The organism is Lachnospira hominis (ex Hitch et al. 2025) (genome assembly GCF_040096395.1).
Taxonomy (GTDB): Bacteria; Bacillota; Clostridia; order Lachnospirales; family Lachnospiraceae; genus Lachnospira; species Lachnospira hominis.
The window spans coordinates 196,358-222,758 of record NZ_JBBMES010000001.1 but is presented as its reverse complement, the minus strand read 5'-3'; the positions used below and the strand labels follow the sequence as shown (position 1 = coordinate 222,758).

General features: G+C 36.0%; 21 protein-coding genes and 1 riboswitch. Of the genes, 3 read left to right on the top strand and 18 right to left on the bottom strand.

All coding sequences use genetic code 11. From position 1 onward, the window contains the following. Positions 1-15 precede the first annotated feature (15 nt). A complete protein-coding gene (locus WMO38_RS00980) occupies positions 16-1,230 on the bottom strand; it encodes a D-alanyl-D-alanine carboxypeptidase family protein (protein WP_349161031.1) in 1,215 nt (404 codons plus the stop codon). A gap of 73 nt (positions 1,231-1,303) precedes the next feature. Next, a complete protein-coding gene (locus tag WMO38_RS00975) occupies positions 1,304-2,500 on the bottom strand; it encodes a cation:proton antiporter (RefSeq protein WP_349161030.1) in 1,197 nt (398 codons plus the stop codon). A gap of 75 nt (positions 2,501-2,575) precedes the next feature. After that, positions 2,576-2,648, bottom strand: a riboswitch (Fluoride riboswitch). Between the two features lie 127 nt (positions 2,649-2,775). Here WMO38_RS00975 and WMO38_RS00970 point away from each other — a divergent pair. Continuing rightward, a complete protein-coding gene (locus tag WMO38_RS00970; RefSeq protein WP_349161028.1) occupies positions 2,776-2,916 on the top strand; it encodes a hypothetical protein in 141 nt (46 codons plus the stop codon). Between the two features lie 79 nt (positions 2,917-2,995). On the opposite strand, the gene WMO38_RS00965 is transcribed toward WMO38_RS00970, so the two are convergent. From WMO38_RS00965 to thrC, 13 genes are all read right to left on the bottom strand, one after another. Next, positions 2,996-4,648 carry a hypothetical protein gene (locus WMO38_RS00965; protein WP_349161027.1) on the bottom strand — a complete coding sequence of 551 codons (1,653 nt, stop codon included), beginning with the start codon at positions 4,646-4,648 and terminating at the stop codon, positions 2,996-2,998. 26 nt (positions 4,649-4,674) lie between these two features. Next, a complete protein-coding gene (locus tag WMO38_RS00960; RefSeq protein ID WP_349161026.1) occupies positions 4,675-6,063 on the bottom strand; it encodes a glycine--tRNA ligase in 1,389 nt (462 codons plus the stop codon). Positions 6,064-6,181: 118 nt separating this feature from the next. Next, complete coding sequence (locus WMO38_RS00955) at positions 6,182-6,784, bottom strand: TIGR04100 family radical SAM protein (protein WP_349161025.1); 603 nt, start codon at positions 6,782-6,784, stop codon at positions 6,182-6,184. Between the two features lie 17 nt (positions 6,785-6,801). Further along, complete coding sequence (locus WMO38_RS00950) at positions 6,802-7,650, bottom strand: pyridoxamine kinase (RefSeq protein WP_186836223.1); 849 nt, start codon at positions 7,648-7,650, stop codon at positions 6,802-6,804. Continuing rightward, on the bottom strand, positions 7,643-8,401 hold the full coding sequence (recO, locus tag WMO38_RS00945) for a DNA repair protein RecO (RefSeq protein WP_349161023.1): 759 nt from the start codon (positions 8,399-8,401) through the stop codon (positions 7,643-7,645). Before recO ends, WMO38_RS00950 begins: the two co-directional genes overlap by 8 nt. A 6-nt stretch (positions 8,402-8,407) precedes the next feature. Next, positions 8,408-9,367, bottom strand: coding sequence for a GTPase Era (era, locus tag WMO38_RS00940; RefSeq protein WP_435390968.1), 960 nt, complete (start codon positions 9,365-9,367; stop codon positions 8,408-8,410). A 36-nt stretch (positions 9,368-9,403) separates the two neighbouring features. Next, positions 9,404-12,370: an insulinase family protein gene (locus WMO38_RS00935; protein ID WP_349161022.1), complete on the bottom strand. Its 2,967-nt coding sequence runs from the start codon at positions 12,368-12,370 to the stop codon at positions 9,404-9,406. Positions 12,371-13,061: 691 nt separating this feature from the next. Then, positions 13,062-14,192 carry a molecular chaperone DnaJ gene (gene dnaJ / locus WMO38_RS00930; RefSeq protein ID WP_349161020.1) on the bottom strand — a complete coding sequence of 377 codons (1,131 nt, stop codon included), beginning with the start codon at positions 14,190-14,192 and terminating at the stop codon, positions 13,062-13,064. Positions 14,193-14,369: 177 nt separating this feature from the next. Continuing rightward, positions 14,370-16,256: a molecular chaperone DnaK gene (gene dnaK / locus WMO38_RS00925; protein ID WP_349161018.1), complete on the bottom strand. Its 1,887-nt coding sequence runs from the start codon at positions 16,254-16,256 to the stop codon at positions 14,370-14,372. 87 nt (positions 16,257-16,343) lie between these two features. Then, a complete protein-coding gene (grpE, locus tag WMO38_RS00920) occupies positions 16,344-16,967 on the bottom strand; it encodes a nucleotide exchange factor GrpE (protein ID WP_021867028.1) in 624 nt (207 codons plus the stop codon). Between the two features lie 18 nt (positions 16,968-16,985). Beyond that, complete coding sequence (hrcA, locus tag WMO38_RS00915; RefSeq protein ID WP_349161017.1) at positions 16,986-18,059, bottom strand: heat-inducible transcriptional repressor HrcA; 1,074 nt, start codon at positions 18,057-18,059, stop codon at positions 16,986-16,988. 139 nt (positions 18,060-18,198) lie between these two features. After that, complete coding sequence (locus tag WMO38_RS00910) at positions 18,199-18,981, bottom strand: arginase family protein (RefSeq protein WP_186836229.1); 783 nt, start codon at positions 18,979-18,981, stop codon at positions 18,199-18,201. A 147-nt stretch (positions 18,982-19,128) separates the two neighbouring features. Next, the gene (thrC, locus tag WMO38_RS00905) at positions 19,129-20,616 is read right to left on the bottom strand and encodes a threonine synthase (RefSeq protein WP_021867025.1); all 1,488 of its coding nucleotides are present in this window, start codon (positions 20,614-20,616) and stop codon (positions 19,129-19,131) included. Positions 20,617-20,782: 166 nt separating this feature from the next. Here thrC and WMO38_RS00900 point away from each other — a divergent pair, with 166 nt between their 5' ends. Then, positions 20,783-21,592, top strand: coding sequence for a hypothetical protein (locus WMO38_RS00900; protein ID WP_021867024.1), 810 nt, complete (start codon positions 20,783-20,785; stop codon positions 21,590-21,592). Positions 21,593-21,652: 60 nt separating this feature from the next. On the opposite strand, the gene WMO38_RS00895 is transcribed toward WMO38_RS00900, so the two are convergent. From WMO38_RS00895 to leuC, 3 genes are all read right to left on the bottom strand, one after another. Further along, positions 21,653-23,341, bottom strand: a complete 1,689-nt coding sequence (locus tag WMO38_RS00895; protein ID WP_349161016.1) for a methyl-accepting chemotaxis protein — start codon at positions 23,339-23,341, stop codon at positions 21,653-21,655. Positions 23,342-23,517: 176 nt separating this feature from the next. Continuing rightward, entirely contained in the window at positions 23,518-24,003 is a 486-nt protein-coding gene (gene leuD, locus WMO38_RS00890) for a 3-isopropylmalate dehydratase small subunit (protein WP_186836232.1), read from the bottom strand. Positions 24,004-24,037: 34 nt separating this feature from the next. After that, entirely contained in the window at positions 24,038-25,303 is a 1,266-nt protein-coding gene (gene leuC, locus WMO38_RS00885) for a 3-isopropylmalate dehydratase large subunit (protein ID WP_349161014.1), read from the bottom strand. 149 nt (positions 25,304-25,452) lie between these two features. Here leuC and WMO38_RS00880 point away from each other — a divergent pair, with 149 nt between their 5' ends. Further along, positions 25,453-26,358: a LysR family transcriptional regulator gene (locus WMO38_RS00880; protein WP_021867020.1), complete on the top strand. Its 906-nt coding sequence runs from the start codon at positions 25,453-25,455 to the stop codon at positions 26,356-26,358. Positions 26,359-26,401: the final 43 nt, after the last annotated feature.

Here is a 26,401-nt window from a genome sequence, read left to right as displayed (position 1 = left end):
TCTATTCTTACAATATCATTTCAACAGCCTGCCAAGCACCTTTTTTATCTGTGTTAAAAAATCTGCTTTTTCTATATTTTCAGATGAAATAACATTGACGCTGCCTATTTTTTCTCCATTATAATAATATTCAAGTGTTCCAATTGTATCTCCTTCATATACAGGTGCGGCAATATTTTCATTTATATGGAGTTCTTTTGAAATATCTTCATGATTAACCGGATTAATAAACATATATGAAAATTCTTTTTCATACCGGCAATTGACATAGTCTTTTTTACCTTTTGAAATTCTTATATTTTCTAATAAAGGCATACCATCATCTTTATATATATCACATGTATTAAATCCATAATTCAAAAGATTAACAGCCTCAGCAAATCGTGTCTTTGAGTCCGGTGCAGCCATTATTACAGCAATAAGGTCAATCCCATCCTTATTTGCCGATGCTGACAGACAGCATTTTGCAAGCCCTGTCGAACCAGTCTTTAACCCAGTCGCCCATTCATATTGCTTAATAAGCTTGTTGGTGTTTGTAAGTCCAAACTCGCTGTCACCTCTTCTTGTACTGTGAATAATGGTATCCATCCATATTGTGGAATAATCATGAATCTGCGGATATTTTGTTATCAGTTCACGGCTCATAAGTGCTATATCACGGGCAGTTGACATATGTCCATCCGTATCAAGTCCGCAGCAGTTCACAAAATTAGTATTGTTCATTCCAAGCCCCATGGCTCTTTCATTCATCTTTGCAACAAATGCACTCTCTGTGCCCTCTATGTATTCTGACATGGCTACACATGCATCATTCGCACTTGCCATACTTATGCATTTAATCATCGTATCAACCGTCTGCTTTTCTCCTGCCTCCAGAAACACCTGACTTCCGCCCATAGATGCCGCATATTCCGATACAGTAACTTCGTCATCAAGTCCGATTTTGCCATCCTTTATAGCATCAAATATCAATATCAGAGTCATTATCTTGGTAATACTTGCCGGATGCAGGCTCGTATCTGCATCTTTTTCATATATAACCTGACCTGTTGATGCCTCCATAAGTATCGCTGACGGTGATTTTAATTCTATTCCTGAATTTTCCCCCTGTGTCCGTTCCTGTGCAATACATGTGACGCGGCTCATTCCCGCATAGACTGATGTAAATATTAAAATCAGACACATTATGCACATTATAAGTCTTTTGTTTCTACTCTTAATAACAAACATTTGCTCACCCAATACACAATATTCTGGCTATAGTTTATGTATAAAGTGGTGGTTTTATGATTAATTCAATTACCTATTCCTTCTCCAACAATTTTTTATATGTATTATCAATTCCCAATGCTCCCAGCGGAGCTGTGATAATAATTGCAAGTACAGCCACTGACAAAATAATTTTGCCACAGGCAAGTCCTGCTGCAAGAGGCACTGAACCGATTGCCGCCTGAACCGTGGCTTTCGGAAGGTACGCAATAACGCAGAATATTCTCTCTTTCATATTAAGTTTAGTCTTTATCGTACATATCAAAACACCCGCCGTTCTGAAAATCAATGCAATAAAAATCATAAACACTGCCGCTATTCCTGCACTAAGCGTATATCGTATATCAACCGCAGCCCCAACAAGCACAAAAAGAACCACTTCAGCTGCAATCCATAACTTTCCGAATTTCTCTGATAATCTTTTTGAAACAAACGCTGTACTTTTTATTTTTATAACACATGCCATGCTGACTACAGCAAGTAGTCCTGAAACAGATACTTTTCCCTCAAGCCAGCCTTCAACAGAAACAAGCAGCATTGAAAAGCCAAGCACAATTATTACTTTTGTACTGTTTCTGACACAATGCTTATGTGCATATGATGTCTCAAAAAATAAATATAATCCATATCCTGTAACTGCACCAAGAAGTATTCCCAGAACAATTGAAACAGGAATATTTACAAAATCAACAATATCAGCACTTCCACCCTGTGCCATGCTTAAAAATGTCGTAAATAATACAATAACAAAAATATCATCGCATGACGCTCCTGCCATAATCATCTGTGGAATTGCTTTTTTCGTCCCATATTTTTCTTCCATAAGCATTACCATTCTCGGTATGACAACCGCAGGTGAAACGGCTCCAAGCACTGCTCCCATTACCGCCGCCTCTATCCTGTTAATTCCTAATAACAATGGTGCAAATAATATATATCCTGCTATTTCACATGTTGCCGGAACAAATGACATAAGAATTGCCGGTCGTCCCGCCTTCTTCAAATCCTTCAAATCAAGAGACAATCCTGCTTTAAGCAGAATAATTATAAGTGCCAGTTTTCTTAATTCAGATGAAATAGAAAGTATTGACGGGTCGAGAAAATCTAGAACATATGGTCCTAATACAATACCCGTAACAAGCATTCCGATAATACGAGGCATTTTAAGTTTCTGGCAGATTGCACCCATTGCAAGTCCAACCAGAAAAATAAGTGATAATGATGCTAACATATAATTCTCCTTAAATTATTCAGCAGGGATTCTATTCATTGTCCACATAAAAAAGCTGACAACCCCTGCGATTCTAAAATCGTAGAAGTCATCAGCTATAATAAGCAGTTTAGGTTTCCCATGGGAGAACTTCATTCCCAACTTGTAAAATAATACTTCTTTTAAAGCTTTATGTCAATATACAACTGTCAACTTCGTTTTTTAACATAAAAATGCTGCATTTCCGGCGGATTATCAATCTTTCAATCTTTTTTTACACTATATCAGAAGACTGTATGAATGCAGTAAACATCTTATCAGACACAGAAATTGCTGTTGAGCGTGTTCAGAAATTTGCAAACAGTTCTGCTACCACACCTTCCGATTCAGACAATATGATGCAGAACATGTCACAGGAAATATTTAAAAACATTTGATTATATGTTATTAATATGTGTTTATATAATAAAAAGAGATGTAACTACGCAAATCACAGTTACATCTCTTTTACATTTTCTACTTATACTCTGTTCCCAGCCAGAAACGTTCAACGTCTCCAACCACTGAACCATTCTTTCCTTTTACTGTACATGAGCATAATTTCTTATCTGAATTGTAATAATACAGTTTATTTTTATAAAATAATGTGCTCACAGTATCTGCATCTGAGCCAACATCTGTCATCTTCACCTCATCCGCTGTAAGCGACTTTTTATAATATTGGACATTATCACGTATATACGTAAGTTCAGATGATGTGTTTTTTACAATGCTTAAAGAGCCATCAGTAATATTTTCAGCAATAGTTTTAACTTTACCGGAACTTATGCTTATTAGATTATTATTTTCATCAACTGCTGCAATCGTATCAGCTAATTCAAGAAATACATAATCTGACGCACCTCCGAGCTTTGACACAACTGTAAATACCGGCGTTACATCCTTCTTGACAGACGCATAGCTTACCTGACCAGAATTGATTACATATACATAATCTTTATCATATATAAGCTCAACACCGGAACCATTAAATTTACCAATAAACATATCCTCTGTATTCTTTGATGATATGCTGTGATAATAACAGTTTCCGTTGACACTATATATAAATCCTTCCGCCTTATCTGACTGATTAACCGGATTTGCCTTATAGGAATATCTCACAGAAGATTTACTTGTAAGGGCATAAATATTTTTTGCATCTTCAGATATTTCCTTTTTCTTCTCATCTTTATCATAATTAAGTGTATACAACACATTACCGGTTGAATTATATATAATCGTATTTTTGGCAGAATATATATACACATTTGCAAGCGACGACTCAACTTCTGTTATAACACCATGCACATCACCATCTTTGGATTTATCCAGCTTACTTACCATAAGTGATGTCTGTCCTAATGCCCCCTGGTCATTTACAACCTGGGTATCTTTATAAATTATAGTTCCTTTATCACTTATATAGAGTATTTCTTTTTTATTTGAACTTTCAGCAAGTCTGAGACTCATTGAATTGTTCCATACAAAAAGCGTGTACTTGTCTTCCACAGAATCATAAGTTATGGCAGTAAAATATTTTCCCTGATTGGAAGCCATTTTCTGTATAATATTATTTTTATCTATTTCATCAGAAAATTCCGGAATATAAAATGAATTATTATCAGCCTCAAAAACAATATCATCTTCGCTGCAGACCAGCTTACTGTCTATCCCTGCAACATTATATATTTTATTATTGTATTTCATATACAAAACATAATTTTTACGTGTTGCAAGCTTAAATATGCCAAATCCTGCAAGAGAAGCCAGCATTAAAACTATTGCTGCTGCAATTATTCTTACTATCAGCTTCTTCTTGCCTTTTACAGCCTTTTTCGCCTGTGATGCTGTTTTTTCAACCGCATCCTGTGCAAATTTACTTCCACTTTCTTTAAGACGCCGAAACATTTCATCAGGCAGCACTTCTTCCTGCCCACCATTTTTAACATCTGCTGTATTATTTTCAGAAGTCTCTTTATCAGAAGAAGCAGACCCCTTTCCGGCCTGCTTCTCCTCATACGCCCTCTTCCGTTTCAGATAATCTGCATTATTAACAATGACTTCCGGTCCATTGCATCTTGGACACTTATCACCTTCATATTCCTGACCACATTTTGGACATATCATATAAATAACCGTGCCTTTCCGCATAATTAAAATTCAAATTTTTCTGCGAAATATGCTTTCAAATCCTCAATCTTAACTCTCTCCTGTTCCATTGTGTCTCTGTCACGTACTGTAACAGCTCCGTCTTCCTCAGAATCAAAGTCATAAGTAACACAGAATGGTGTACCAATTTCATCCTGTCTTCTATATCTCTTACCAATATTGCCTCTGTCATCAAATTCACAGTTATATGTCTTTGAAAGTTCTGCAAATACCTTTTCTGCCCCCTCATTTAACTTCTTAGAAAGTGGAAGAATACCAATCTTAACAGGTGCAATAGCAGGATGGAAATGAAGAACTGTTCTCACATCGCCGCCCTCAAGTTCCTCTTCATCATATGCTGAACAAAGGAAAGCAAGTGTAACTCTGTCTGCACCGAGTGATGGTTCAATAACATATGGAATATATTTTTCTTTTGACTCATCATCAAAATATGACATATCCTCACCTGATACTGTCTGATGCTGAGTAAGGTCATAATCTGTTCTGTCAGCTATACCCCAGAGTTCGCCCCATCCAAATGGGAATAAAAATTCAATATCTGTTGTTCCCTTGCTGTAGAAGCAGAGTTCTTCTGGTGAATGGTCTCTTGCACGCATCTCATCATCCTTGATGCCGAGAGCTTTAAGCCAGTTGATGCAATACTCTCTCCAATATCTGAACCACTCAAGGTCTGTGCCAGGTTTGCAGAAGAACTCAAGTTCCATCTGCTCAAATTCTCTTGTTCTGAATGTGAAGTTACCTGGTGTAATCTCATTTCTGAATGATTTACCAATCTGACCGATACCAAATGGAATCTTCTTTCTTGATGTTCTCTGAACATTCTTAAAGTTTACGAAAATACCCTGTGCTGTCTCTGGTCTTAAATATACTGTATTCTTAGCATCTTCTGTAACTCCCTGAAATGTCTTGAACATAAGGTTAAACTGTCTGATATCTGTAAAATTATGCTTTCCACATGTAGGACAGTTAATTTCATGCTCATCAATAAAATTCTTCATCTGTTCCTGAGTCCAGCCGTCAACTGAACCGCCAATGTCAAAATTATTATCTGATGCCCAGTCTTCAATAAGCTTATCTGCACGGAATCTCTCATGACATTCCTTACAATCCATAAGAGGGTCTGAGAAACCACCAAGATGACCTGAAGCTACCCATGTCTGTGGATTCATAAGAATTGCACAGTCAACGCCGACATTATATGGGCTTTCCTGTACAAACTTCTGCCACCATGCTTTCTTTACGTTATTTTTAAGTTCTACACCAAGATTACCATAATCCCATGTATTAGCCAATCCGCCGTATATTTCAGAACCAGGATATACAAATCCTCTGGCCTTTGCAAGAGCAACAATCTTTTCCATTGTCTTTTCCATTTCTTTTCTACCTCCGTTATGTTTGACTGCAATATGCAGATAATTTTATAACATTTCTTCAAATATGACAAGCTTAAATCTTGCCCGGCTATGTATTATTCTCTGTCCAATGATACTTTTATTCTTCCCATGGCCTTATTCTGTATTTTGCACCTATATCATCACATATTTTCTGACACTGTGCCTCTTCTTCATGGGAAATTGTCGTATCAACTGTTGTAAGGACAACATTGGGAATATATTTTGTACATTCTTTTGCAAACGAAAGCATTGCATCAAATGATTCATCACCAAATTTGCTTCTTACAAGCTCATTATATCTTTTTTTATCAGGATCATTAAGACTTATTGAAACTGTATCAATAAGTCCTTCCATTTCAGGTACGATATCCCTTTTGTTAATCAGATTTCCTACACCATTTGTGTTAATTCTAATTGGCTTGTTATATGTCTTTTTGACATATGAAGCAACTTCCTTTAACACATCAAATGCCTCTGTAGGCTCGCCAAATCCACAAAAAACGACTTCGTCATAATCTTCCATATTGAATTTTGCAAACTCATCTATAACCTCTTTTGCCAACGGTTCTCTTTCAAGCCATAATCTGTCCGACTCACCGATTCTATCCATTGTCTGTCTAAGACAGAATGTACAGGCATATGGACATCTGTTAGTAAGATTAACATACAAATTATTATGTACCTTATATAATATTTCCATGAAGCACCTCCAAATATTTATTTTAATGAATATAACAGCTCTTCAAAGCATACACCATCAGTCAATGGTATATCAAGTTCAATTGACTTCATGATACATTTTTTTATAAACGAAGAAGCTTTTTTTACTGATTTATGAAAATCCACACCATTGACCGCATCTGCTGCAATTATTGATGTAAATATATCACCTGTTCCACTTCTTTGTGCCCCAATCTTTAATGCTTTAACAAAATAACCTTTTTTCCCTTCTTTTTCTCTTTCATAACAATAATTTGAAATAAATGTTCCTTGAACAATTCCTGTTATAACTACCTTTTCAGGTCCCATCATTGAAAGTTTTTCTGCAAGTTCTACTATGTCTTTTTCATAAAGCATATCAGAATATGGGGTATCAGTAAGAATACAGCTTTCAGTAATATTAGGAGTTATTATGTCTGCTCCTGCAACAAGTTCCTTCATAAGACCACACATTTCATCTGTATATGTAGAATAAATTTTCCCATAATCGCCCATAACCGGGTCCACAACAACTATTGTATCATCAGTTTTAAATTCTTTTATAAAATCCTTAACAATAGAAATCTGTCTGGCTGAACCAAGAAATCCGGAACATATTCCGTTAAATGATAAATCCAGCTTTTTCCACTCTTCCACATATCTTTCCATCCTGTCAGTATAATCATCAAAAAAATAACTGTCAAACCCTGTGTGATTAGAAAAAATTGAAGTAGGTAATGGACAACATTGTACTTTGAGTGTGGATATAATAGGAAGTTCAACCGCAATTGAACACCTCCCAAATCCGGTAAAATCATTAATCAATGCAATTTTTTTCTGATTATTATGTGAAATATTTTTAAGCATTTAACTCCTCCTGTATTGAAAGCATTTCAAATGATTTCATTTTTTTATCTATAACCGATTCCTTTACCGATGTAATAACTTCCATCAGCTGCATTAATACATTTTTATTTACAGCAAAGGAAAAAAGTCTGTTTAATGGTGTTCCCGTTATATACTGAAGTGCATGAACTGTCGAATCTTCCAGTTTTACTGACATATGTGCATAATCTGCACAATCCGCACAGTAAATTCCAAGTGTACTCTTTGAAAATGAGACCAAATGTTCTTTTTCCTTGCCACAGCCCTGACATACAAAAAAATCCGGACTTTCACCATTTATTGCAATTATTCTCAGTTCATAGGTAAGGCGGATAAGCGGCTTTGATAAATTTTTACGTCCAAGAGCCTTTAATGCAACATATAACAGATTTATCATAACAGATGCATCAAGATTTTCCCTGCCATAATAATCGGCAAGCTCCGCAAAATAATATGCATAACAGACCGCATCAAAATCGCTTATAATTTCTTCAAAATAAGCTGTTATATTCGCCTGTCTTATCGTATACGAAGTTCTTCCCTCATACACCTGAAATGTTCCAAAAACAAATGGTCTTGTTATTCCTGTAAGAGGACTGTTTGGTCGTCTTGCCCCTTTTGCAAATGCTGCAATCTTACCTCTTTCCTTTGTAAGAATTACTATCCTTCTGTCAAACTCGCCTACAGGCATAGCTGATAAAACTATGCCTGTAACCTCTGTTATGTCACTCATATCAGATTAACCCAAATCGTCCTTCTTTTTGTCATAACCAAAATTCTTAATAAGAACATCGCTGTCACGCCATTCTTTTTTAACTTTCACCCAAAGCTGAAGATTCACTTTTGTATCAAGCTGCTTTTCAATCTCATATCTGGCATTTGCACCGATTTTTTTAAGCATTTCTCCGCCTTTACCTATAATTATTCCTTTGTGGGAATCTCTCTCACATATAATGGTTGCCTGAATATCTGTAATTATGCCCTTCTGGCTTTTTCTTTCTTTCATGCTGTCAATTACAACGGCAATTCCGTGAGGAATCTCTTCATTAAGTGCATGAAGTGCTTTCTCTCTTATAAGCTCGGCGACAATCTGTCTCATAGGCTGGTCTGTTATTGTATCCTCATCATAAAACATCGGACCATAAGGAAGATATTTATAAATTGTATCAATCAGTTCATCAACATTTGCACCGCTTCTTGCTGACACAGGTATTATTTCCTGAAAATCAAGTTCTTTTCTATAGCAGTCAATAACCGGAAGAATTTCTTCTTTTTTGATTGTATCTACTTTATTTATAACAAGAATTATCGGTGCTTTTACTTTTTTAAGTCTTTCAATAATATGCTGTTCTCCCGCACCGATATATGTTGTCGGCTCAACAAGCCAGCATACAACATCAACTTCGCCGATTGTCTTTTCTGCTGCTCCAACCATATATTCACCAAGTTTATTTTTTGCCTTGTGAATACCGGGTGTATCAACAAATACAATCTGTCCTCTTTCATCTGTATGGACTGTCTGTATTCTGTTTCTTGTCGTCTGAGGCTTATTAGACGTAATGGCAATTTTCTGACCTATCATACGGTTCATAAGTGTTGACTTACCTACATTAGGTCGTCCTATCAGCGTAACAAACCCTGACTTTACATTTTTTCCGTCAGCAGCCGCACCGCCTGTAATTCCGCTTGCAGCAAGCATTTCATCCAAATTCATACTTTTCTCCATTCCAAAAAATCATTCTTCTTCACTGTTATTTTGTACTGCTGATACAAATAATGGCTTAATCTCATCAAACATAGATGACTCATCATTTATATTTTTATAATTACCAACAACGCACAGATGATTCTGTTTAAGTCCTGCTTCAACAATTGGTGCCAGTTCTCTTATCTTCTCCGGTGTCGCACCTAAAACTTCATCACGCTCTCTCTGATAATCTTCAATAGTCACATTGCTTATATATGCTCCAAATGAACGAACGCCCTTAGCTGCCGGATTCATTGGTGTATCCATATCTCCTATTGTACCAATTATGAACTTGAGCATGTCTCTGTCACTCACATCAAAATTCTTAATATAATCAACTGATTCATCAAAAATTTCATTTGTCTTTTTAAGGTTAGGATCACGGTAAGATACCATATACATGTCACCATTTTTGCCAAAACCGCTCATACAGCCGTATGCACCGCCTTTAACACGCACATTTATCCAAAGATAATCATAGCCGAAAATAACTTTTAAAACTCTTAATGCACCTGTATACTTATATCCCGCATCAACAAAATTGCCACATCTTGCAACATATTGAACCTGTGATGATGACGTAAAACCTGTTTTAACATTACATGGCTTAAATTTTCTTATTTCTACAGGATAATTGTCTGTATTTAATTTTCCTGCAAAATCACCAAAAGCAGCCTTAAATTTATCATATCCATCATCATTGGCATTAAAGCTGACAACAAGGTTTTCCTTTGTAAATATAAGCTTTATAAGCTGGTTAAGTGTGCCTGCAATCTCTTCTTTTCTGTTATCAAAATCTTTTTCAATCTCCTGGATAAAAAGGTAAAATCCGTATCCTCTCATAAGATTTGAATAATATCCCGATGCAGATAACTGTGACATTCCATAAAGCATAGCTACTGTATGTCCCATACCTGTCATTGAGCTTTCAATTCTCGACTTTGTTCTTGAAATAATCTCTTTAAGTCTCTTATAATCATCAAATTTTGTACAATATATAATTTCATGCATCATTTCAAGCATAAAAGGTATTTTTTCATATAAGACTTTACCTTTTACCTCATATCTTATCTGATACTTATCAAGTTCTTTATTATCTGTATATATTGCAGAATCTGATGAAAGTCCTCCCGAATTAATATTGATTTCATTAGTAAGTTCAGGATATGTGAAATTATCAGTATCCATAAGTCCAAGCACTGATGAAAGAAGTCCTATATATGGTACAAGTTCATCTGATACACTCTTACATTCAAAAGACATCATAATATATGCAATTCTGTTGGTAAACATATTATGGTGAATAACCTTGATACCATTTTCCTCTTTTTCATCGATATAAAGTCTTGCCGGAGTTTTTCCAATATCTTTGAGTGCAAGCATTGGAATTTTTTCAAGATTCTCCTGACTTGAAGGCTCGTCCTGATATTCCTTTAATTCCTTTGTTTCACGCACATACTGCTGTATCTGCTCTTTTGTCAGCTTAGACTTAAAATCTGCAAGCTCAGACTTTGTCTTATCTTCAAGTTCTTTTTCAAGATTCCTTTTCGGAACCAGCGATATAACAGAACCATGATGATTATTTACAAGCCACTCCTCGATTATTTTTTCAAATAATCCTGACTCTTTTTCTTTTTTAATCTGCTCAAATGTTTTTCCCGCCTCAATATGAATAAACGGCTTATTTTCATCATAAAGCCAGCTGTCCATCATTGTGAGATAATACATTAATCCCTTTGGATATGCACCATAATCAGCCTCACGGTATTTGAATTCATAATAATTGATTCCCGCATCAATCATACGCATATCAATACCATTTTTTACAATATCACTGAGCACTTCATTAATTGTATCTGTGAACTCCTGTCTCTTATTTTCATCTGCATTTTTAGCAATAATTGAATAAATCGGCTGATACACAGATGTCTCAAAACTGCTGTAAATATCAGTTCCGATATTTTTATCAATAAGAGCCTGTTTTAACTTTGCTCCGGGAGCCATGATAAGTGCATAATCAAGAATCTGCATTGCAAGATAAAGTTTTGCATCAAGTGATGTTCCAACAACCTTGTTATATGAAAGAAATGCATTATTTTCAAGCGGTTCGTCATCCGTTACAGCATAATTAAATTCCTTAAAAACATCATTTTCAAAACTCTTCTGTGCAGGAATTGATGCGTCAATCTCTACATCATCTGCATCAAAATAACTAAGGTATTCCCTGTCAAGATAATCAAGTCTTTCCTGTACATCCATATCACCATACAGATAAATATAGCTATTTACAGGATGATAAAACTTCTTGTGATAATCAAGAAATTCATTGTAATCAAGTTCAGGAATATGAGCAGGCTCACCGCCCGACTCAAATCTGTAAGGCGTGTCAGGAAATAAAGATACACATGTATATCTTGAAAGCACATCATCCGGTGACGAATATACACCTTTCATCTCATTATATACAACGCCATTGATTTTAAGCTCATCATCCTCATTTTCAAGTTCATAATGCCAGCCTTCCTGCTTAAAAATCTGTGGCTTATTATAAATATCAGGATAAAATACCGCATCCATATAAACATCCATAATATTTTTGAAATCCACATCATTGCAGCTCGCAACAGGATATACAGTCTTATCCGGATAAGTCATAGCATTAAGAAATGTGTTGAGCGACCCCTTGCAAAGTTCTACAAACGGGTCTTTCACAGGATATTTTCTTGAACCGCATAGTGTCGAATGTTCAAGAATATGCTGCAGCCCTGTATCGTTATACGGCGGTGTCTTAAAACCTATAGAAAATACCTTATTATTATCATCATTGGAAACAATGGCAATCCTTGCACCGCTCTTTTTATGTCTTAATAAAAGCCCTGTAGAATCTAAATCTTCAAGCTTTTCAACGGAAATTACATCATATTTTGATAAATTCAGTTTATTTATATCAGTCATAAATCCTCCTTGTTTTGTGAAGAAACTATATTCTTTTTAATATTATCACATTTTTGCATTTATATCCATATTTATTTGTAATTAACCCCGCAATGCGTTTTTTGATTCGGACACTTAGTGTCAATATTTAAAAAACGCACTGCGGGGTTACATGTAAAACTTGCCTCGCAACTAAAATTTTTATTCACTTAACTATTTTTAATGTCAAAGCAAGGTCTTATTCTACAACCGTCATTTTAAAATTAAAAAAATACAAATAATTGTTAAAAAAATCACTAAATTTTTCGTTTTAAAAAAAATTCAAACCACTATTTACACATGACGAAAGTTAAAATATTTACTTCATATAAAATCAATCTGATTTTAAAAAAATCTGTCATATAACATATGACGGATTAAAGTAAGAAAACTTTCGTCAAATCAAAACAGAAAGGAAGACATATATGATAAAATTTTTTAAAATCTTATTAAAAATGATTTTTACACGTTTTTTCAAAAAAAGTTCGATTACCATTGTAATTATAAAATTGAAGTTTTAAAACATGTAAAAAAACAAGGACAATTTTCATATATTGGATTTTTAATCCCGAGGTGAAAATTGTCCTCCATTTCATGAAACGCGGAAAAATAAAGTCTGTTTTCGTATATTGGATTCTTAATCCCGATACGAAAACAGACGTTATTTTTTTATTTATTTGAAAAATCCCTTTTTCCTTGTATGTTTTTCTTCGCCTGTAAGTGCTTTGTCGTATGCAATCAAAGCCTCTTTCTGCTCATTTGTAAGACGTTTAGGAACATCTACGATAACTGTGATGTAATGGTCGCCTCGCACTGCATTGTTTCTTACAGTCGGCATGCCTTTTCCTCTTAAACGTACAACCGTGCCTGAAGCCGTTCCCGGTTTTACTTCGTAAACCACTTCGCCATCTACAGTCTTAACTTTTACTTCACCGCCAAGAACTGCTGTTGGATAAGATATAACAACATCTGACATTATATTATATCCATCTCTCTTAAATTCAGGGTCTGCTGAAATCATTACTGTTACAAGCAAATCTCCTCTTGGTCCGCCATTTACACCCGGCTCACCTTTGCCCTGTATTCTTACACTCTGACCATTATCAATTCCGGCTGGAATTGTAACTTCGATAGTCTTTCTTGTGTTGATATAACCGCTTCCATGACAGTCAAGACATTTTTCTTTAATAATCTTACCTGTACCATTACAGTCCGGACAAGGCTGGACATTACGAACCATGCCAAGAAATGACTGCTGTGTGTATACAACCTGACCTTTACCGCCACACTTAGGACATGTCTCAGGCTGAGTACCAGGTTTTGCACCTGTACCATTACACTTCTTACATGGGTCTTTAAATTCAATATCTATCTTCTTGCTCGTTCCTTTTACCGATTCGGCAAATGTAATTCTGACAGATTTTCTTACATCTGCACCACGCATTGGTCCATTACTGTTTCTTCTTCTTGAACCGCCGCCAAACAAATCTCCAAAAATATCTCCACCGCCAAATATATCGCTGAAAATATCTCCCATGTTGCTGTAATCAAAGCCACCGCCGCCGGCACCTCCATTTTCAAATGCAGAATGTCCAAATTGGTCATACTGACGACGTTTTTCGGCATCACTTAACACTGCATATGCTTCTGATGCCTCTTTAAACTTCGCTTCAGCTTCTTTATCACCGGGATTTGTATCAGGATGGTACTTCTTTGCAAGCTGCCTGTATGCCTTTTTTATTGCAGCATCATCGGCATCTCTTGAAACGCCAAGAACCTCATAATAATCTCTTTTATCTGCCATATTAACTCCATTTCTGTGTTTGTCTAATACACATGTAAAATTTTTGCTTTTTTCACCAAAAACTGCACAGGGCTTTCTGCCCCATGCAGTTTAATTCAAGCTCCAATGTTTAACGAATCGATACACGCTTTGTAACTTTCACTACTGCATGTAAATCTGTTTAAACATCAATTGATTTTACACTTCTTTGTAGTCACCGTCAACGACATCATCGCCATAAGGATTACTGTTAGAAGCTGAACCATTGTTCATATCAGGACCTGCACCGGCACCCATATCAGGGCCTGCACCGGCTGCACCCTGCTGTGCTTCATAAAGCTTAGCAAAAAGCTTCTGTGCACTTTCCATAAGTTTTTCCTTAGCAGCCTTAATCTCATCAACCTGTGAATCTGTCATATTTTCAGCATCTGTGCTGTCAACAAGACTCTTTAATGCATTGAGGTCTGTCTCAACAGCAGCCTTATCATTAGCATCAAGCTTATCGCCAGCTTCATCAAGTGCTTTCTGTGTCTGGAATACGATTGAATCCGCATCATTTCTTACTTCAATTGCTTCCTTACGTTTCTTATCCTGTGCCTCGAATTCAGCAGCTTCCTTAACAGCCTTATCAATATCAGCATCTGACATGTTAGAACCTGCTGTAATTGTGATGTGCTGTTCCTTACCTGTTCCCAAATCCTTAGCAGATACATTTACGATACCATTAGCATCAATATCAAATGTAACTTCAATCTGTGGAACACCTCTTCTTGCTGGTGGAATACCATCAAGTCTGAACTGGCCGAGTGACTTGTTATCCCTAGCGAACTGTCTTTCACCCTGTACTACATTGATATCAACGGCTGTCTGATTATCAGCAGCTGTAGAGAATATCTGGCTCTTCTTTGTAGGAATTGTTGTATTTCTTTCAATAAGTCTTGTAGCAATACCACCCATTGTCTCAATTGAAAGAGAAAGTGGTGTTACATCAAGAAGAAGGATATCACCGGCACCGGCATCACCTGCAAGTTTACCACCCTGAACAGATGCACCAATAGCAACACATTCATCTGGATTTAATGATTTGCTTGGCTCATGTCCTGTAAGCTGTTTTACTTTATCCTGTACTGCCGGAATTCTTGTAGAACCACCTACAAGTAATACCTTTGAAAGTTCAGAAGCTGTAATACCAGCATCATTTAATGCATTTCTTACCGGCTCTGCTGTCTTCTCAACAAGGTCATGTGTAAGTTCATCAAATTTAGCTCTTGTAAGAGTCATATCAAAATGCTTTGGACCTTCAGCTGTAGCTGTAATATATGGCAGATTGATATTTGTCTGCATAGCACTTGAAAGTTCCTTCTTAGCCTGCTCTGCAGCAACTCTTAATCTCTGAAGAGCCATTGTATCTTTAGAAAGATCTACGCCTTCCTTACTCTTGAAATCATCAAGCATATACTGTGTGATTCTCTCATCAAAGTCATCTCCACCAAGTCTGTTATTACCAGCTGTAGCAAGAACTTCGATAACTCCATCACCAATTTCAATGATAGATACATCAAATGTACCACCACCTAAATCGTATACCATAATCTTCTGTTCTTTTTCATTATCAAGACCATAAGCAAGAGCTGCTGCTGTTGGCTCGTTGATAATTCTCTTAACATCAAGGCCTGCAATCTTACCGGCATCCTTAGTTGCCTGTCTCTGTGCATCGTTGAAGTATGCAGGAACTGTAATAACTGCTTCTGTAACTTTTTCACCGAGGTAGTTTTCTGCATCAGCCTTTAATTTCTGGAGAATCATAGCTGAAATTTCCTGTGGTGTGTATTTCTTACCATCAATCTCAACCTTGTAATCTGTACCCATATGTCTCTTAATAGATGAAATTGTCTTGTCAGCATTTGTTACTGCCTGACGTTTTGCAGGATCACCTACAAGTCTTTCACCATTCTTTGTAAATGCTACGATTGAAGGAGTTGTTCTAAGACCTTCTGTATTTGCGATAACAACCGGCTTACCGCCTTCCATAACTGCTACGCATGAGTTTGTTGTACCTAAGTCAATACCAATAATCTTTCCCATATTAATCTTCCTTTCTGTGCAATGCACATTAAATACTAATTTCAATTGTCATAATGTAAATGCTGCAATTAATCACTCAAAATCCAACTAATTGGCAACCTTTACCATGCTGTGACGAATCACAGTATCTCTATATGTGTAACCCTTCTCAAATTCTTCAACTACTATTCCTTCGCCTACTGAATCATCTTCAACATGCATTACTGCATTATGAACATCCGGGTTAAACTCCAAACCAACTGCCTCGATAGGTTTAACTTCAAGATCTTCAAGCATCTTCATTGTCTGCTTGTAAACCATATCCATACCTTTGGCAAATGGTGTTTCCTTTTCTTCATCCGTGATTGCTTTAAAACCACGTTCAAAATTATCAACAATAGGAAGTAACTTTTTAATTACATCTGAAGCTCCCATTTCAAACATTGCTGACTTCTCTTTATCTGTACGCTTTCTGTAATTGTCAAACTCAGCCATCTGACGCTTAACTCTGTCCTGCAGTTCATCAATAACAGCGTCTCGTGGATCTTTCTTTTTATTATCAGATTTATCATTATCTGTATCACCTGCCGCTTCCGCATCGCTTGCAGTGTTATCTGCATCTGCGTTATCAGCCTGAGTTTCTACAGTTTCAGCGTCTTTTTTTTCAGTCTTATCAATATCTTTTTCTAATTTTTCATCTTTCTTCTTTAAATCTTTTTCTTTCTTTGACACTTTTATATCCAACCTTTCCTATGATTTCTTAAAGACATCATCCAGTTGATTCTGAATTGTCTTAAGTTTTTCAACAACTTTATCATAATCCATACGTTTCGGTCCGATAATACCTATCGTTCCACGCATGCCATCCTGCAGCTCATAAGTTGCTGTAACTACGCTACAGTCTTTCATTGACTCAACCGGTGCTTCATTTCCTATATATACCTGAATTCCTGTATTATCGGAATTATCACTCTCTGTATCTTTTACAAAATCAGTAAGTGACTGTTTTTCCTCAAGTGCATATATAAGCTCACTTGCTTTCGTCGAATCGCTAAGCTCAGGATATTTGAAAATATTAGTTGCACCGCTGGTATATATCTTTAAATTATCTTCTCCGCTTATTGTCTCAACAATAGCATCAACAACTTCTTTTACAAGCTGCATATGCTCTCCTGCCTGATTCTCCATCTTAGATACAATACTAAGATTCATCTCCTGCAATGAAAGTCCTGTAAGGCTCGTATTCAAAAGAATGTTAAGCTTTAAAAGATTCTCCTGTGATAAATCTTCACTTACTGTTATTACCTTGTTACGGATTATATTGCCTTCCATAACAATAACCGCCAGAATCTTATTTGTTTCAAGCTGCGAAAGCTGGACAAATTTAAGCTTGTTACCTTTAACCTGTGGTGCACTGACCATTGTTGCATAGTTAGTATCTTTTGCAAGCACTTTTGCAACATTCTGAAGAAGTTCTTCAACCTTATCGACCTTCTGTGAAAGGATACCCTGCATTGACTCAACTTCTTTTTCTCTGTCTGTCACTACCTGCTCCCTGTTCACAAGTTCTGTCTCTTTCTGACTCATCATATCATCCACATAAAATCTGTAGCCTTTATCTGTAGGAATTCTTCCCGCTGATGTATGAGGCTGGACAATATATCCAAGTTCTTCAAGGTCTGCCATCTCATTTCTGATTGTGGCCGAACTCAGTTTCAAATCTGCATATTTGGATATGGTTCTTGAGCCAACCGGTTCGCCTGTTTCAAGATAATTTTTAATGATTGCTTTCAGAATCTTAACTTTTCTGTCATCAAGTTCCATTGACTCTCACTCCTTATCCATAAATAAATGCTGCTTATTTATCTCATGTTAGCACTCGTTAAATTTGAGTGCTAACATTTGATATACATAAAATAACACTACCTCATATTAATGTCAACACCCTTATTAAATTTTTTTATTAAGAAATTCTAAACTTTAAAAATCTCATATTAACTGCCTGGTTTATTTCATTATAAATGCTGCCAAATTCTGAATTTACCGCCTCATCCATCTCTCCGCAGATGTCCATACCTATAACTTTACGCATTTCAAATGTGTCCTCAATTATTGCAAAAAGCTCATCAACACTCATGATTCCCTGATTCCAGTTTGTTTTATATTCTTTTTCATCAAGCACATCTTTATCAACCGAAATATATACAGGTCTTTTTCCTGTCCAGCATTTATCTATAAGTTCATTTTCAAGACCATACTGTTGTCCTCTCTTTTTAAGTATTGTCTGCTTTGTAATAAACTTTACCCCCAGCTCCTTCATTTCTTTATCTATATTATCTTTGTCAACACCTACAACAGTTACTTTCCCTTTAAAGCCGGAATCTTCCACCAGATTTCTAATCCAGCCGCCGCATGATAAAACATCACCAAATGCCGGCTTTTGCATATCAGAATGATTATCAAATACTATCAGGTCAAACGGCTCCTCTATAAGACTTAACCATAAAAGTGTAAGATAATGGTAATTGCCTCCATCAATAAAATGAATACCTTTTGTCGGATATTCTTTCATCATTTCACGAAAATTTTCTTTTGCCATATCATCACAATATCCGTTTGTCCCTGTCATACTGACAGCATCTATAACTCCAGCACCGCCTTTTTTTAATTTATCAATAAATAAAGGTTGTTCATCATAAATTCCCGATACATTAACTAATGTTACATTCCCATAATCGTCCTGCATATAATACCCCGCTTTCATTTTTGTCTTTCAAATTTTCCATATAATTGAAAACATATTCTCCCCTCTGATACAAGATATGAAAAAAGCTTCTGCAAAACAGATTCCAATCCATTTTGCAAAAGCTTTATGCTTTATAATTAATTCCGATTAAATTCCAAGAATCTTTTTAACGCTTGAACTCATCTCATTAACTTCACATACTGTATCATGAAGAACAGGTGCTGTTCTTATATCTTCAATTGCCTGTGGAACGGCAACATTAGAAATCTTGCTTAATTCATCTACAAGTTCAAAGTCAGTCATGCTGTCATACTTTGAATCAATAGCATCCATAACGCTTCTTGTAAACTTATATGGACTTGCTGTTGATGCAATCACTGTAACTGTATCATCGCCGGTCTCTTTCTTATATTTCTCGTAAACTGTAGCAGCAACTGCTGTATGAGTATCGATAACATAGCCTGTATCTTCATAAAGCTTCTTTATTGTAGCTGCATCTTCAGCTTCAGTTGCATAATTGCCATAGAAATCAGATAACTGTGCTTTCATCTCAGGTGTAATCTCGTACTTGCCTGTGTTCTTTAATGATTCCATAAGCTCTGAATTCTTCTTTGCACTATTTCCGGCAATTCTATAGATAAGACGTTCAAGGTTACTTGAAATAAGAATATCCATAGAAGGAGATGTTGTAAGAACAAACTCTCTGTTTCTGTCGTATTCACCTGTTGTGAAGAAATCATATAATACTTTATTCTCATTTGATGCACAAATAAGCTTGTTAATAGGAAGTCCCATATTCTTAGCATAGAATGCTGCAAGGATATTACCAAAATTACCTGTAGGAACTACAGCATTAATCTTGTCTCCGGCTTTAATCTCACCATCTGCAAGAAGTCTTGTATAAGCATATACATAATAAACAATCTGTGGTACAAGACGTCCGATATTGATTGAGTTAGCTGATGAGAACTGAAATCCTGCCTCTGCCATCTCTTTTTCAAGCTCTTTGTCTCCGAAAATCTTCTTTACACCAGTCTGTGCATCATCAAAGTTTCCTTTGATTCCGATTACATATGTATTATCACCCTTCTGTGTAACCATCTGTTTTTCCTGAATCGGGCTGACACCATTCTTAGGATAAAATACAATAATACGTGTTCCCTTAACATCGGCAAATCCTGCAAGTGCAGCTTTTCCTGTATCGCCTGATGTAGCTGTAAGAATAACTATCTCATTATGTACGTCATTCTTCTTAGCTGAAGTTATAAGCAAATGTGGAAGTATTGAAAGTGCCATATCCTTGAATGCAATAGTTGCACCATGGAAAAGTTCCAGATAATAAGCACCATCAGCTTTGACAAGCGGTGCGATTACATCTGTATCAAACTTTTCATCATATGCCTTGTCGATACAAGCCTTTAACTCTTCTTCTGTGAAATCATCCAGCATAAGCTTCATTACTTCATATGCCACTTCTTTGTATGACATCTTAGATAACTCTTCAAGGCTCTTGTCAAATGAAGGAATACTTTCCGGTACAAATAAACCGCCGTCCGGTGCAAGTCCCTTTAATATTGCCTGTGATGCAGTAACCTTTACGCTGTCGTCTCTGGTACTTTTGTAAAACAAACTCATTCTTCTTTCCACCCTTAATATCATTTACTAATTTTTATATGGAAAAATCAACATCATTGACATATAATAAAACCATATAATCATTTGTTATTATACAACATAGTTATGAATAAACACAACATTATTTTGCAAATTTACACATTCATTTAAAAAAAGGAGAAAATATATGCCAGCCGGAGTTTATACTGCATATAAAAAAGACGGTACTGTTTACTATCGTTCTTCTATAACACACAAAAACAAACATATAAGTCTCGGAAGTTTCTCTTCTGAAAATGAAGCCGCCGTAACTTACAATGAAGCATGCGAAATATTGTCCCGCAGCGATTTGCACATCATAAATACAGAACTCCACACAACATCTTATTCTCCAGACATGAATATACCTTTTGAAAAATACATAATACTTATTAATTTCAGAGATAACGGAATATATATAAAGACGCCTGTTTACCTGTGCAAAAAGTTTTTTCTCTATTTTCTGTCACCTGATAAAACGCTTATTTTCAATACGGACAGCCTGTTTTATTATTCAACCCACAAAATCATTGCACGCGGCGGGTACTATTATGTAAATGATTTTGGAATGCAGACAAGTATTCTCTCCCGTTATGGAATCCGTGCACACTCTGTCGAGGGGCGTGACTACATTTTTAAAAATGGAGATTCATGTGATTACCGTTATGAAAACATCTGTGTCATCAACCGCTATAACGGTGTGAGCATGATTGAAAAAAACGGCAAAAAATTATATCGTGCTGCCATCCACATCAACGGAATGTACCAGATTGGAACATATGAAGCTGAAAATGAAGCTGCAATTGCATATAACAAAGCTGCTGATATGACCGAAAAGAAAACATCTGTAAAATATGAACGTAATTACATTGAAAATATTTCTTCTATACAATACGCTTCAATTTACAATAAAATAATCCTGCCTTCAAAGTTCAGAAAATACATTGATTCATTGTAAAATTTCCATGCAGTAAAAAACTCCTGCGAAGCCGTAAAAGCTATCGCAGGAGTTATCATATTACTTTTTAATAACGCGGAGTTCACGTATAAGATTTTTAAGATTCTCCGCTTCGCTGCTCATCTGCTGGCTTGCAGCAGCACATTCCTGTGAAGTTGCTGAATTTGTCTGAACAACATCATTAATCTGGTTAACGCCTTCATTAATCTGATGAATCACATCCGTCTGTGCCTTCAAAGTCTCAGCTATATCATTTACATCGACTGTAATCTGCTTAGAATTATCAGCAACTTTTTCAAGTTTTCCTGCTGTTTCATTAGCAATTACCATACCTCTTTCAACCGCACTTACAGAATTGCTGATAAGTACTGCTGATTCTTTTGCAGCCTTGGCACTGTTCTCAGCCAGAACTGTTACCTGGTCTGCAACAACTGCAAAGCCTTTTCCGGCTTCGCCTGCTCTTGCTGCCTCAATTGAAGCATTAAGTGCAAGAAGATTCGTTCTTGATGCAATCTCGTTAATTGTTGCAATAATCTGGTCTATCTGCTGAGATGCCTCATTGATTTCATTCATAGATTCAACCATATCCTGCATTCTTGCATTGCTTGTAACAATCTCTTTTCCGAGATTATCAACACTGGTGCTTATATTCTTTGTACTCTCGGCATTCTTGTCAATCTGTTCAGCCACATTAGTAATACTAGCAGTCAGTTCTTCAACAACTGCAGCCTGATCTGTTGCACCCTGTGCAAGATCATTAGAACTTTCAGCGACCTGTCCGGCTCCTCCTGATACTTCATTAGCTGCTCTCTGTATTCCGATTACTGTATCAGACATACTGTTTTCAAATGCAACAAATGAATTAAGAATGTCAACAAAATCACCTTTCCATTCAACTTCAGGCTGAACTGCAAAGTTACCCTTCGAGAATTCTTTCATTGAATATCCAATATCGTCAACATATGAACTTAAAATTCTTATTGACTTTCTAAGATTATGTGCAAGCTGTCCAATTTCATCATCAGAATGATAATCAAGCTGACTGTGGAGATTTCCCTGTGTAAGTTCTGCTGCGACTTTTTCAATCTCACCAAGTGGCAGCATAATAGAATTGACAATATTCTTACTTGTCTTTTTTGAAATAATTATTGCTACAATAACAAATATAATTATTGCTGCAATTCCTGCTATAGCAAAGAATAATGTAAACCGGATTGCATTGTTTCTTGTTACATCAGTATCGGCATCAAGTTTATCTCCGATGCTGATTACATTATCAAGTGCCGGTGTACACTTATTAAGTATATCATTTGTTGCAGCAGAACTATTTCCTGCCTTTATTTCTTTTATAATTGAATATCCAATTGTTCCCCAGTCATTTAAAGCCTTTGCATACTGATTATATAAATCCGTATCAACTGTATTAAGACCTTTTAATATAAGAAGTTCTGAGTTAACATTATTTAATATATCCTTGACATCACTTTCATATGTATTATATGATGACTTATCTGTATTAAGTGCCATTTCACGAATACTTCTTGCTGCGGAATTAACATCAATTATACATGTCTTTACTGCTCTGTCTGCACGCTCAACCTTCTGTACATAATTAAGCATGTTAGCAAGAAGCAACACAATTACTATAAGTGACAAAATTCCAGATGCTATCATTATTTTGATTACTTTGTTATATCCGTTTCTCATCTTATGGGCAATAGATGCGTTTTTTTTGCTTTTCTTCTGCATTTTATTTCCTTTCATTTAAACCATATATTTATAGAGAAATTTAATCATTATAATACACTAGTTGTCAGCTGATTGATATATTACATTATTACTATTTTTCTTATATGCATATGACTAAAGTACCGGCATACGAAATATGCCGGTGCTTTATATTTTAATAATATTTATTTGTCTTATTACTTATTATTAATGTAATTAATAAGTCCTTCTGCTTTTATGATTTTCTGCATAAATTCAGGGAATGCCTGTCCTTTGAAGCTCTGGCCTGTTGTCTTGTCTGTTATGACACCGCTGTCAAAATCGACCTCTACATCATCACCTGCATTGATAGCTTTTGCAGCTTCAGGACACTCAATAATAGGAAGTCCGATATTAATTGAATTTCTGTAAAAAATTCTTGCAAATGTTTCAGCAATAACACAGCTTACGCCTGCTGCCTTAATTGCAATAGGAGCATGTTCTCTTGAAGAACCACATCCAAAATTCTTATTTGCAACAATTATATCACCTTTTTTTACATTTTTAACAAAATCCTTATCAATATCTTCCATGCAGTGTGTAGCAAGTTCTGCCGGGTCAGATGAATTCAGATATCTTGCAGGAATAATTACATCTGTATCAACATTATCGCCATATTTAAAAACTCTTCCTTCTGCTTTCATCACTAATCCTCCATTAATCTATATTCAAATTATATTATAAACCAAGTTCTGATGGCTGGCTTATTTTACCTGTAACAGCACTGGCAGCCGCAACAGCCGGGCTTGCAAGATAAATCTCTGAGTCAACATGTCCCATACGTCCTACGAAATTTCTATTAGTTGTTGAAACACATCTCTCGCCTTCAGCAAGAATACCCATATAACCGCCAAGACATGGACCACATGTAGGTGTACTTACTACAGCACCTGCATTGATAAATGTCTGAACAAGACCCTCTTCAATTGCCTGAAGATAGATTTTCTGTGTTGCAGGAATTACGATTACACGAAGTCCTTTTGCAACTTTTCTTCCCTCAAGAATCTTTGCCGCACAACGAAGGTCATCTATACGGCCATTTGTACAGGAACCGATTACAACCTGATCAATCTTAATATCATCTATAGAATCAACTGTGTGTGTATTTTCAGGAAGATGAGGAAATGCAACAGTTGGCTTAATCTCTGCAAGATTAATATCATAAACCTGTTCATATTCTGCATCATCATCTGCACTATATTCTACAAACGGTCTCTTTGAATGTTCTTTCATATATTCTCTTGTGATATCATCTACAGGGAAAATACCGTTCTTTCCACCTGCCTCTATTGCCATATTGGCAATTGTAAAACGGTCATCCATTGTAAGGTTCGCAATTCCGTCACCTGTGAATTCCATTGATTTGTAAAGAGCACCATCAACACCAATCATACCGATAATGTGAAGTATCACATCTTTACCACTTACCCATTTTGAAGGCTTGCCTGTAAGATTAAACTTAATAGCTGAAGGTACTTTAAACCATGCTTTGCCCGTTGCCATTCCTGCAGCCATATCTGTAGAACCAACACCTGTAGAAAATGCACCAAGTGCACCATATGTACAAGTATGTGAATCAGCACCGATAATAACATCACCGGCAACTGTGAGTCCTTTTTCAGGCAAAAGTGCATGCTCAATACCCATCTGTCCAACTTCAAAATAATTAGTAATATCATGCTTCATTGCAAACTGTCTTACACATTTACAATGTTCAGCAGACTTAATATCTTTATTAGGTACAAAATGATCTGGTACAAGTGCAATCTTATCCTTATCAAATACAGTTTTAACAGTCATCTTATCCATCTCATGAATCGCAACCGGCGATGTGATATCATTACCAAGTACAAGATCCAGATCTGCCTCAATAAGCTGTCCTGCCTCAACCTTGTCAAGACCTGCATGAGCAGCAAGAATCTTCTGTGTCATTGTCATTCCCATCTTTATCTACCATCCTTTCAGACTATAATTTAAATGCTTTTATTGTATTCTAATACACTTATTGATATAATGCAAATACATATTATACATATCAGTTATAACTTGAAGTTATACATTAGTGCATTTCATAAATCATTCAAGGAGGCATTATGAATTCAGCAAATATACCTTTATATCATATATTTCTTACAGTTGCACGTTCGTCAAGCATATCCGGTGCCGCAAAGTCGCTTTATATCAGCCAGCCGGCCGTCAGTAAATCCATCAAAAAACTTGAAGAATCACTTGGAGTCAGCCTTATAAAACGCTCATCAAAAGGCATAACTTTAACTAATGAAGGAAATATACTTTACAGATATCTTCACAGTGCTTTTGAGACAATTTCTGCAGGTGAAGATACATTAAGGCATATACACGAACTTGGAATAGGACATATAAGAATTGGTGTAAGTTCAACTCTGTGCAAGCATATTCTTCTTCCCTGTCTCAAAGATTTTCTTACAGAATATCCACATATGCAGATAACAATATCATGCCAGTCAACAAGCCACACAATTGAGCTTATTGAAAACAACGAAATTGATATCGGACTTATTGCCAGACCCGATTCGGCCAAAAAACTCGACTATATAGGTGCCGGCCAGATTCATGACATATTCGTATCATCACCGCAATATGCCAAAGGACTGATTGAACGTGAAAATATATCTTCAAATGATATAATAAACAATTCAAACCTGATTCTTCTTGATAAAAACAACCTTACAAGAAAATTTATCAACAATTATTTAAGCAGCTGGGAAATTTCTTCTGACACAGCCATGGAAGTAAATAGTATGGAGCTTTTAATTGACTTTGTAAAAACCGGTCTCGGTGTCGGATGCATTATTAAAGAATTCATAAAAGAAGAGCTTAATAACAAATCACTTATTCAGATAAAAACACCATCTACTATAAAGCCACGCCAGATATGCTTTGCATACAGCAAATCACTTCCATCTGACAGTGCATGCACATCTCTTATCAACTTTCTTAAAAGCAGAACTTTTTATTGACATTTATGCAAAATGCTATTAAAATATATAATGTTTTTGGCAT

Bases quoted from the DNA above. Each gene is read 5' to 3' on its own strand.
- WMO38_RS00980 (WP_349161031.1), bottom strand. From the start codon at position 1,230: ATGTTTGTTATTAAGAGTAGAAACAAAAGACTTATAATGTGCATAATG.
- WMO38_RS00975 (WP_349161030.1), bottom strand. From the start codon at position 2,500: ATGTTAGCATCATTATCACTTATTTTTCTGGTTGGACTTGCAATGGGT.
- WMO38_RS00970 (WP_349161028.1), top strand. From the start codon at position 2,776: ATGAATGCAGTAAACATCTTATCAGACACAGAAATTGCTGTTGAGCGT.
- WMO38_RS00965 (WP_349161027.1), bottom strand. From the start codon at position 4,648: ATGATATGTCCAAAATGTGGTCAGGAATATGAAGGTGATAAGTGTCCA.
- WMO38_RS00960 (WP_349161026.1), bottom strand. From the start codon at position 6,063: ATGGAAAAGACAATGGAAAAGATTGTTGCTCTTGCAAAGGCCAGAGGA.
- WMO38_RS00955 (WP_349161025.1), bottom strand. From the start codon at position 6,784: ATGGAAATATTATATAAGGTACATAATAATTTGTATGTTAATCTTACT.
- WMO38_RS00950 (WP_186836223.1), bottom strand. From the start codon at position 7,650: ATGCTTAAAAATATTTCACATAATAATCAGAAAAAAATTGCATTGATT.
- recO (WP_349161023.1), bottom strand. From the start codon at position 8,401: ATGAGTGACATAACAGAGGTTACAGGCATAGTTTTATCAGCTATGCCT.
- era (WP_435390968.1), bottom strand. From the start codon at position 9,367: ATGCTTGCTGCAAGCGGAATTACAGGCGGTGCGGCTGCTGACGGAAAA.
- WMO38_RS00935 (WP_349161022.1), bottom strand. From the start codon at position 12,370: ATGACTGATATAAATAAACTGAATTTATCAAAATATGATGTAATTTCC.
- dnaJ (WP_349161020.1), bottom strand. From the start codon at position 14,192: ATGGCAGATAAAAGAGATTATTATGAGGTTCTTGGCGTTTCAAGAGAT.
- dnaK (WP_349161018.1), bottom strand. From the start codon at position 16,256: ATGGGAAAGATTATTGGTATTGACTTAGGTACAACAAACTCATGCGTA.
- hrcA (WP_349161017.1), bottom strand. From the start codon at position 18,059: ATGGAACTTGATGACAGAAAAGTTAAGATTCTGAAAGCAATCATTAAA.
- WMO38_RS00910 (WP_186836229.1), bottom strand. From the start codon at position 18,981: ATGCAGGACGATTATGGGAATGTAACATTAGTTAATGTATCGGGAATT.
- thrC (WP_021867025.1), bottom strand. From the start codon at position 20,616: ATGAGTTTGTTTTACAAAAGTACCAGAGACGACAGCGTAAAGGTTACT.
- WMO38_RS00900 (WP_021867024.1), top strand. From the start codon at position 20,783: ATGCCAGCCGGAGTTTATACTGCATATAAAAAAGACGGTACTGTTTAC.
- WMO38_RS00895 (WP_349161016.1), bottom strand. From the start codon at position 23,341: ATGCAGAAGAAAAGCAAAAAAAACGCATCTATTGCCCATAAGATGAGA.
- leuD (WP_186836232.1), bottom strand. From the start codon at position 24,003: ATGAAAGCAGAAGGAAGAGTTTTTAAATATGGCGATAATGTTGATACA.
- leuC (WP_349161014.1), bottom strand. From the start codon at position 25,303: ATGGGAATGACAATGACACAGAAGATTCTTGCTGCTCATGCAGGTCTT.
- WMO38_RS00880 (WP_021867020.1), top strand. From the start codon at position 25,453: ATGAATTCAGCAAATATACCTTTATATCATATATTTCTTACAGTTGCA.